The sequence below is a fragment of the Roseomonas sp. USHLN139 genome (genome assembly GCF_037145735.1).
Lineage (GTDB): Bacteria > Pseudomonadota > Alphaproteobacteria > Acetobacterales > Acetobacteraceae > Pseudoroseomonas.
In genome coordinates, this window is record NZ_JBBCWY010000022.1 from 19,437 (window position 1) to 27,628 (window position 8,192).

General features: G+C 72.9%; 8 protein-coding genes and 1 tRNA gene. 2 read left to right on the plus strand and 7 right to left on the minus strand.

The window, feature by feature from the left end; genetic code table 11:
- Window positions 1-15: 15 nt before the first annotated feature.
- Window positions 16-1,218 (minus strand): CCA tRNA nucleotidyltransferase, encoded by a 1,203-nt coding sequence (locus tag WFI16_RS26480; protein ID WP_419900854.1) that lies wholly within the window; start codon window positions 1,216-1,218, stop codon window positions 16-18.
- Window positions 1,219-1,337: 119 nt separating this feature from the next.
- On the opposite strand from WFI16_RS26480, the gene WFI16_RS26485 reads away from it, so the two are divergent.
- The gene (locus tag WFI16_RS26485) at window positions 1,338-1,574 is read left to right on the plus strand and encodes a CsbD family protein (RefSeq protein ID WP_419900855.1); all 237 of its coding nucleotides are present in this window, start codon (window positions 1,338-1,340) and stop codon (window positions 1,572-1,574) included.
- Window positions 1,575-1,645: 71 nt separating this feature from the next.
- On the opposite strand, the gene WFI16_RS26490 is transcribed toward WFI16_RS26485, so the two are convergent.
- From WFI16_RS26490 to WFI16_RS26510, 5 genes are all read right to left on the minus strand, one after another.
- Window positions 1,646-2,083 (minus strand): DUF6691 family protein, encoded by a 438-nt coding sequence (locus WFI16_RS26490; protein ID WP_419900856.1) that lies wholly within the window; start codon window positions 2,081-2,083, stop codon window positions 1,646-1,648.
- 4 nt (window positions 2,084-2,087) lie between these two features.
- Window positions 2,088-2,510, minus strand: a complete 423-nt coding sequence (locus WFI16_RS26495) for a YeeE/YedE family protein (protein WP_419900857.1) — start codon at window positions 2,508-2,510, stop codon at window positions 2,088-2,090.
- Between the two features lie 106 nt (window positions 2,511-2,616).
- Window positions 2,617-2,691, minus strand: a tRNA-Gln gene (locus WFI16_RS26500).
- A 37-nt stretch (window positions 2,692-2,728) separates the two neighbouring features.
- Window positions 2,729-3,658 (minus strand): 4-(cytidine 5'-diphospho)-2-C-methyl-D-erythritol kinase, encoded by a 930-nt coding sequence (locus WFI16_RS26505; RefSeq protein ID WP_419900858.1) that lies wholly within the window; start codon window positions 3,656-3,658, stop codon window positions 2,729-2,731.
- A 106-nt stretch (window positions 3,659-3,764) separates the two neighbouring features.
- Entirely contained in the window at window positions 3,765-5,462 is a 1,698-nt protein-coding gene (locus tag WFI16_RS26510) for a tetratricopeptide repeat protein (RefSeq protein WP_419900859.1), read from the minus strand.
- A 186-nt stretch (window positions 5,463-5,648) separates the two neighbouring features.
- On the opposite strand from WFI16_RS26510, the gene WFI16_RS26515 reads away from it, so the two are divergent.
- Window positions 5,649-6,278 carry a Tat pathway signal protein gene (locus tag WFI16_RS26515; protein ID WP_419900860.1) on the plus strand — a complete coding sequence of 210 codons (630 nt, stop codon included), beginning with the start codon at window positions 5,649-5,651 and terminating at the stop codon, window positions 6,276-6,278.
- Window positions 6,279-6,386: 108 nt separating this feature from the next.
- On the opposite strand, the gene WFI16_RS26520 is transcribed toward WFI16_RS26515, so the two are convergent.
- Window positions 6,387-7,625 carry a hypothetical protein gene (locus WFI16_RS26520; protein WP_419900861.1) on the minus strand — a complete coding sequence of 413 codons (1,239 nt, stop codon included), beginning with the start codon at window positions 7,623-7,625 and terminating at the stop codon, window positions 6,387-6,389.
- Window positions 7,626-8,192: the final 567 nt, after the last annotated feature.

Genomic DNA, 8,192 nt, shown 5'->3' on the forward strand with positions numbered 1-8,192 from the left:
GGGGCCTGGGGGAATTCATTCCCCCAGCCTTTTTTTTAGTTTTTCTGCTGTCTGTTCTTTGGTGGGTACGCAGCCTTGTTCCATCCACCATTGTTTCACGTCGTTCAGCGCCTTGCCCATCGCCGGGCCGGGGCTGGCGCCGAGGGCCAGGGCGTCGCGGCCCTGCAGCGGGAAGACGGGGCGGGGGGTGGCGTCAATCCGGTCGCGGAGCGTCGCGCGGTTCTGTCCGTCGCGGGCCTCGGCGGCCCAGGTGGCGGCGGTGGCGGTCTCCGCCGGGTGCTCGGCCAGGAGGCGGCGGAGGTCGTCATCGGCCATGTCCGGCGCCGGGGCGGGGATGGCCAGGAGGTCGCGCAGCCGGCGGGTCTCGTCACCGGACAGCTTCAGGCGCCGAGCCAGGGGCGCGGGGTCGGCGGCCAGCAGGAGGGAGAGGCGCAGCAGCGGGTCGGCCGGCGCCTGGCTGCGGGCCAGGGCGTCGAGGGCGCCGGCCTCGGGCAGGATGGCCCCCAGCACGCCGGTGTCGCGCATCAGCGCCAGGCTGTCGGCGGGGGCAGGGCCTTCGAGCAGGCGCTTCAGCTCCATCCAGACGCGCTCGGCGGAGAGGCGTTCCAGGCCGGGGACGGCGGCGCGGATGGCGGCCAGCGCCGCGGGCTCGGGCGCGCCGATGCCGTAGCGGGCGTGGAAGCGGAAGAAGCGCAGCACCCGCAGATAGTCTTCCGCCAGCCGCGTCGCCGGGTCGCCGACGAAGCGCAGGCGCCCGGCGGCGAGATCCTCGCGGCCGCCGAAATAGTCCCAGAGCCTGCCCTCGGCATCGAGCGACATGGCGTTCATGGTGAAGTCGCGCCGCGCCGCGTCCTCGCGCCAGTCCTCGGTCCAGGCGACGGTGGCGTGGCGGCCATCGGTGGCCAGATCCCGGCGCAGGCTGGTGACCTCGACCGGCTCGTGGTCGAGGACGGCGGTGACGGTGCCGTGCTGCAGCCCGGTCTCGAAGACCTTCAGGCCGGCGGCGCGCAGGCGGCCGGCGATGGCCTCGGGCGGCAGCGGGGCGGCGATGTCGACGTCGTGCACCGGGCGGCCGGCCAGCAGGTCGCGCACCACGCCGCCCACCGCGCGCGCGCCGGGGAGGGCTGCCAGCACCGCCGCCGGGGCGCCGTGTCGCAGGCGGCCCGGGGCGTCGAGGCGGGTGCTGGGCGGGTCCGCGGGAGCGTGGTTGGCGGTCATGGCGGCGGCAAGGCACCATGCGGCAGGCGGCAAAGCAAGGTGCGGCGCATCCATTGGCGGGGAACGGCGTTTCCCTGCCAGCGTGGCCGTGGGGGCCGCGATGGAAAGGAAATCGGCAGATGGACGAGAACCGGGTGACGGGCGCGGCGCGCGAGACGGTGGGTCGGGTGCAGGAAGCGGTCGGCGGGCTGACCGGCAACCGCGAGTACCAGGCGCGTGGCGCCGCCAATCAGGTGCAGGGCCAGGCGGAGAACGTGCTCGGCCAGCTCTGCGACAATGTGCGCGAGCAGCCGCTGACCTCGATCGCGATCGCGGCCGGCATCGGCTACATCCTGGGGCGCCTGCGCATCCTGTAAGCTTGCAGGAAGGCTGGCGGCAGGGGCGCTCCGGTCCGGTGGACCGGGAGGCTGCCGCTGCCGCCGGCGCGCTACCGCGGGGCCGCCCGCCGCGACAGCAGGCGGTCGGCCACCGGGAAGGCGGCCATGCCGCCCAGCATGGCCAGCAGGAACAGCAGCCCCGGCGCGCCGGTCCAGAGAAAGGACGCCAGGGCAGGGCCGGGACAATAGCCGGCGAGGCCCCAGCCGGCCCCGAAGAGCATCGACCCGACCACCAGCCGCGCATCGATGGCGCTGCGCGTTGGGCCGGAAAAGGCGTCGGCGAGCAGCGGGCGCGTGCGCCGGGCGGCCAGGGTGAAGCCCAGCCAGGCGACCGGGATGGCCGCCCCCATGACGAAGGCCAGACTGGGATCCCAGGCGCCGGCAATGTCCAGGAAGGCCAGCACCTTCGCCGGATTGACCATCTGCGACACGACCAGGCCCAGGCCGAACAGCAGGCCGGCCGCGAAGGCGGCGAGGATGCGGTTCATCGCCTCAGCCTGGCAGCAGGTGGCGCATCGCGAAGACAGTCAGCGCGGCGGTGAGCATGAACAGGGCGGTCGCCAGCAGGGAACGGCGCGAGCCGCGCGCCAGCCCGGCCACGCCATGGCCGCTGGTGCAGCCGCCGCCGAGCCGGGCGCCGAAACCGACCAGCAGCCCCGCCGCCACCAGGATCAGGGGCGTCGAGGCAAGCTGCACAGCGGGCCGCCCGGCGATCGCCGCCCAGGCCAGCGGCGCGGCCAGCAGGCCTGCCAGGAAGGCCAGGCGCCAGGCCCATTCCCCCGGCTGCGGCCGCAGCAGCCCGCCGAGGATGCCGCTGATGCCGGCGATCCGCCCGTTCGCCAGCCAGAGCAGGGCGACCGACAGGCCGATCAGCGCGCCCCCCAGGGCGGCGGAGCCGGGCGTGAAGTTTTCCATTTGATGACCCTCCGGGTGCCGATGCCGCGATCGCCAGGGTCGCAGGCTTCAGGCGTCAGCATGCGCGAAACGCAGCGGATTGTCGCGGTGGAGGGAGGGGGCCGGCTGGTTGGGGCGCCAGGATTCGAACCTGGGAATGGCGGTACCAAAAACCGCTGCCTTACCGCTTGGCTACGCCCCAGCAGGAAGCCATGGCAGGAAGTTCCTGCGGCGGCCCTTCAGGCAGGGCCGTCGAGGGGTGAATAAAGGGCGGAGGCCCCTGTCGTAAAGCCCCCTCCCCAGCGCCAGCAGGTCTCGGGCAGCCGCGCGGCGGCGGCCTGGGCGGCGGCCGGCGTGGCGAAAAGACCGAAGCAGGTGGCGCCCGAGCCGCTCATCCGCGCCAGCAGGCAGCCCGGCAGGGCGCGGATGGCGTGCAGCAGATCAGCGACCGGCGGGCAGAGGGCGATCGCCGCCGCCTCCAGGTCGTTGCGGCAGGCGGCGAGGTCGGCGGCCATGGCGGCGGCATCGGCCCAGCCGGCCGGCAGCGCGGCGGGGGCGGAGAAATCGCCGCTGCGGGCGCGGAAGACGGCCGGCGTCGCCAGCGGCAGGCGCGGATTGGCCAGCAGCAGACCGGCCGGCGGCAGGGCGGGCGCCGGGATCAGCAACTCGCCAATGCCGCCCATGCGGGCCGGGCGGCTGTCCAGGCAGACCGGCACATCGGCGCCGAGCCGCGCCGCCAGCGCCAGCAGCCGGGCCTGGCCGAGCCCTGTCCCCCAGGCCCGGTTCAGCAGGCGCAGCGCGGCGGCCGCATCGGCCGAGCCGCCGCCGATGCCGGAGGCGACCGGAAGAAACTTCTCCAGCACCAGCTGGCCCTGCGGGGTGATGCCGGCGGCCTCGGCCAGCAGGCGGGCGGCGCGCAGCACCAGATTGTCCGGCTCCGCCGCCAGCGAGGCGGCCTCGGGCCCTTCCAGCCGCAGCGACAGGGCGCCGCCGGGCTGCCAGCGCAGCCGGTCGGCGCCACCCGGCGGCCCGGCGCCGGCGAAGGCGGCCAGGCTGTCGAGCAGGTGGTAGCCGTCGGCGCGGCGGCCCAGCAGGTGCAGATGCAGGTTGATCTTGGCGGGGGCCGGCTCGGCCAGCGCGGCGGCGGGATCGGCGTCGGGAGGGGTCACGGGCAGGGCAGCCTTCCGGGCGAAGTCGCCGCGCCGCGGCGTCGCCCCCGCGCCGGAAGGCCGCGTCGCGGGCCTTCCGGGCGGGAGATCGGGTCAGGAGATCAGGTCAGGGGCGGGCGGTGGCGGGCAGGCCGTCGCGCAGCTTGGCGGCGATCTTCGGCGCCTCGCCCGGCTCGGGCTCCAGCGTCAGGGCGCGGCGCCACTGGTACTGCGCCTCGATGCGGCGGCCGGTGGCCCAGTAGACGTCGCCCAGATGGTCGTTGATCACCGAGTTGCGCGATTCCAGCTCCACCGCCTTCTCCATCCAGCGGGTGGCGGCGGGCAGGTCGCCCAGCTTGAACAGCGCCCAGCCCAGGCTGTCGGCGATATTGCCGTCCTGCGGGCGGAGCTCGGCGGCGCGCTCCAGCATGCGCCGCGCCTCGGCCAGGTTGGTGCCGTGCTCGACCCAGGTATAGCCCAGGTAGTTCAGCACATAGGGCTGCTCGGGGGCGAGCTGCAGGGCGCGCTGGAAATCGGCCTCGGCGCGGGTCCAGTCGCCGGCGCGCTCCAGCGCGATGCCGCGGGCATAGAACAGCGACCAGTGCTCGGCGCCCGGGCGCTGCACCCGGGCCAGGGCGGCCGCATAGGCCTCGGCCGCCTCGGAATAACGCTCGCGCCCGCGCAGCAGGTCGCCCAGGCGGGCCGGCGGCTGCAGCGACTGCGGATAGGCCTGCTGCAGCCCGCGCAGCGCGGCGATCGCCTCGTCCGGCCGGTTCAGCCGGTCGAGCAGGGTGGCGCGGCGCATGGCCACCGCCGCCGCCAGCGGATCGTCATCCGGCACCCGGCGCAGCAGGGCGAGCGCACTGTCGGGATGCTTCTCGTCGGCCAGGGCATCGGCGGCGATCAGCAGGGCCGGGGTGAAGTCGGGGCGCAGCCGCAGGGCGAGCCGTGCCAGCAGCAGGGTCAGCTCCGGCGCCCCCTGGCCGCGCAGCGCGCCGGCCAGCGCCAGCTCGGCCTCGGCCATGCCCTCGACGGCGGAGGCGACGGCGCGGCTCTGCAGCAGGCGGCGGCGCACCTCGGGTGCGCTGACCAGGGAGAGGTCGTCGCTGACGGCGGCCAGCGCGCTGATCAGCTGGCCCGCCTCGGCCTCCTTGCCGGCGCGCGCCAGGATGCCGGCGGCGACCTGGATCATGCGCAGATTGGCTTCCGGCGATTCCGACAGGGCGAGCCGCACCAGCCGCTCCGCCTCGCGCGGGCGGTTGGCGAGATCGGCGATCATGGCGGCATGCAGGGCGGCCAGGCCGCGCAGGCGGCTGCCCTCGATCTGCGGCTTCAGGGTGGCGAGCGCCGCATCGGTGTTGCCGGCGCCGGCCTGGCTCCAGGCCAGCAGCAGCGGCTGCAGCACCTGGGCGGCGCCGGTCCGCGGCAGGCCGCGCAGCCGCGCCTCGGCGCGGTCCCAGCGGCCGGCCATGGCGTCGCTGCCGGCCAGCAGCATCCCCGCCAGCTCGCTCTGCGGCAGGCGGCGGGCCAGCCGCGCCGCTTCCGGCCGGCCGTCCAGCACATTGGCCAGGAAGGCGCGGTTCAGCACCTCCGCCTCCTCCGGTGCCAGGCGCAGCGCCTCGTTCAGCTGGTCGGCGGCGGCGGCGGTGTCGGTCTCGGCGGTGGCGAAGCGGCCCGCCAGATAGGCACCGGACGCGGTGAGCCGCGGCGGACGGCCGCCATTCTCGGCGGAGGATCCGGCATCCGGGGCACCGCCCGCGGCGCAGCCGGCGAGCAGCGCCGCGGCCAGCAGGGCGAGGCGGCGCGGGGAGACGAGCATGACCATGCGTACGAGCCTAAGCGCATTTCGCGGCCGCGGGAAACGCTTCCGGAAAAGCGCCGCTGTAGAAAGCGTGAACGCTACGCTTTGTTGTGGAACGACACGGAACGGCGCATTCTTGTAACGCGGGTCCGGCGGCGAGAAAGACCGTGGAAAGGCCCGCTCCGCTTCCCTCGACCGGAGGATTCTCCCGTGCGTGTTTTCCTCGCGGCGCTGCTGATGCTCGCCGCCGCTGCGACGCTTTCGCCGGCCTCGGCGCAGAATCGATTCTGGCTGATCAACCAGTCGGGGCAGACGATCGAGAGCGCCTTCGTCTCGCCCTCCCGGCTGGACAACTGGGGTCCGGACATCCTGGGCCAGTCCATGCTCGGCGCCGGGCAGCAGGTGCATGTGACGCCGCAGGCGACCGACTGCGTGCTCGACATCCGCGTCCGCTACCAGGGCGGCCGCGAGGAGACCAAGATGCAGGTGAACGCCTGCTCGCTGACGCGGGTGGTGTTCTCCGGCGGCGGCGGTGCCGGCGCCTCGATCCGCGGCGGCGGGGCGGGGGCGACGACGCGGGTGGCGGGCGATCCGTCCTTCAGCTTCGTCAACCGCTCGGGCAGCGTGATCCGCGAGCTCTATGTGTCGCTGGCCACCGACCGCAACTGGGGCCGCGACCGGCTGGGCGACCAGGTGCTGGAGCCCGGCTATGACCGCTGGATCGAGCTGCCGGCCGGGCGCAGCTGCGCGGTGGACGTGAAGATCGTCTACATGAACGGCCGCGAGCAGGAGCGCCGCGGGCTCGAGACCTGCTCCCGCTCCGAGATCGTCTGGCGCTGATTTTCTATCGGTTCGGGTCGTCAGGATGGGGACGGGGTCACGGGCGTGGCCCCGTCCTTTCTGTTTGTGGGCGGGACGCCGCCGGGTGCCCCCGGCCGGCACCCGAGGTCAGAACCGGAAGCTGTAGCTCAGCTGGGTGCCGTAGTCGTTGGCGGCCTGGCCCTCCTCGCGCAGCCGCCGCCAGCCGACGGTCCAGACCAGCCCATCGACCCAGGGCAGCTCGTAGCTGGCCGAGGCGGTGTGCATCGCCGCCTGGGCGCGGTCGGTCCCGCTCTCCTTCATCCATTCATAGACATAGGCCAGGCTGACCGGGCCGCGCGCCAGCTCGGCGCCGCTGGTGAGCACCTGGCGGCGCAGGCCGCGCAGCCCGTCGGCATTCTCCTGCCGCACCCATTCGACCAGCGGCGTGGCGGTGAGCTGCCAGGGCAGCGGCACCTCCCAGGCCAGGCCGGCGACGCTGCCGCGCTCGGTCGCGGCGGTGCCGGCCTGCAGGCTGTCCAGCCCGGCCCGGCGCGACGAATAGCCCAGGGTATAGGACAGCTCGCCGAGCGGCAGCGGCACCTCCTGCCCGGCCAGCGAGGCGACCCAGTTGCCGACGCCCTCGGTGTTGTCGGGCCCGCCATAGGCGCGGCGGTTGCGCGCCGAATAGCGCAGCCGCCCCTGGCCGTCCTGGTAGGACCAGCGCCGGGCGAAGAGCGAAGAGGACAGGCCGGTGCGGTCGGCCTGGAAGAATTCGAGCTGGACGCTGTGCTGGCCGACCCGGTCGGTGGCGCCGAGCAGGTCGGACAGCGACAGGTTGACGCCGCCGCCGATCTTCTCGGACAGCTCATAGCCTTGGGCGAAATCATCGCCATAGAGGCCGGGCGCCTCGTCCCAGGCCATGCCGAAGCGCGGGTGGATCTTGCCGGCGAAGAGCTGCAGCGGCCCCTGCGCCCAGCTCAGATAGAGCTGGTCGATCCAGGCGGCATGGGCGTGGAAGGCGCGGTCGCTGCCATCGACCGGACGGTCGGCCGGCTCCAGCTTGAAGACGCTGTTGACGGCGAAGCCCCCGGGCAGGCTGAGATAGAGGCCGAGCTCGGTCTTGTTGAACAGGTCGCTGTAGCCGCGCCGCCCGCCACGCCGGCCGTTGAGATCGAGATTGAGCTCGGTCTCCAGCTGGCCGATCAGCTTGTAGCCGCCGGCTTCCAGCGCCGCCTGCTGCGGCTCGGCCTGGTCGCCGAGCTGGCTGCTGGCCTGCGCCAGGGCCGGCAACGGCGCGAGCAGCAGATCGGTGAGCAGCAGCCCGGCGAGCAGCGGCAGGCTACGGGAGGCGCGGCGGGCGGCGGGCACCGGGAGAGGGCTGGACATCATCGCGGCACATTTTCCACAATTTGTTGACGATGCTACAAAAGATCATCCGTGGGCGTCAATGCGAGGCGACGTCCTGGCAGGCGCCCGTTCTCTCCGGGGAGAGGCGCAAAATAATCGTGCTGAAACGATCGACCGAGGCTTGCATCCCCTGTTCTCCGCGAGTCGCCGGACAGTCTGACCGGGAGGCCCTAAGAAACCGTCGCGGGCCGCCGAAAAACCCCTTTGACAGGGGCCGCCAGGGGGCCTAGAAGCCGCCCCCTGCCGCTGACCCGGCGCCCTCGGGCAAAGGGATGGCGGCAGGGACGCTAGAAAAACTTAAAACGGTGTGTTGACCGGCAAAGTAATCGCCGCTAAACAACTTCCACCGCGGACGAGTTCTTCTGAAGCGGCCGCTACCGAGACTGAAAATTCTGCTTGACACGGTAAGTTAAGTAGTTTAGAAGGTCTCAACGCTGATTTAAAACCGCATCGGGTTTTCTGGAAGTAGAATGGAGCTGATTTGGTTTAGTCCTTTGATGGGCTGAGCTGAGACGGTTTCTGCTCTGGTCTTCTGGTTCTTCGGTC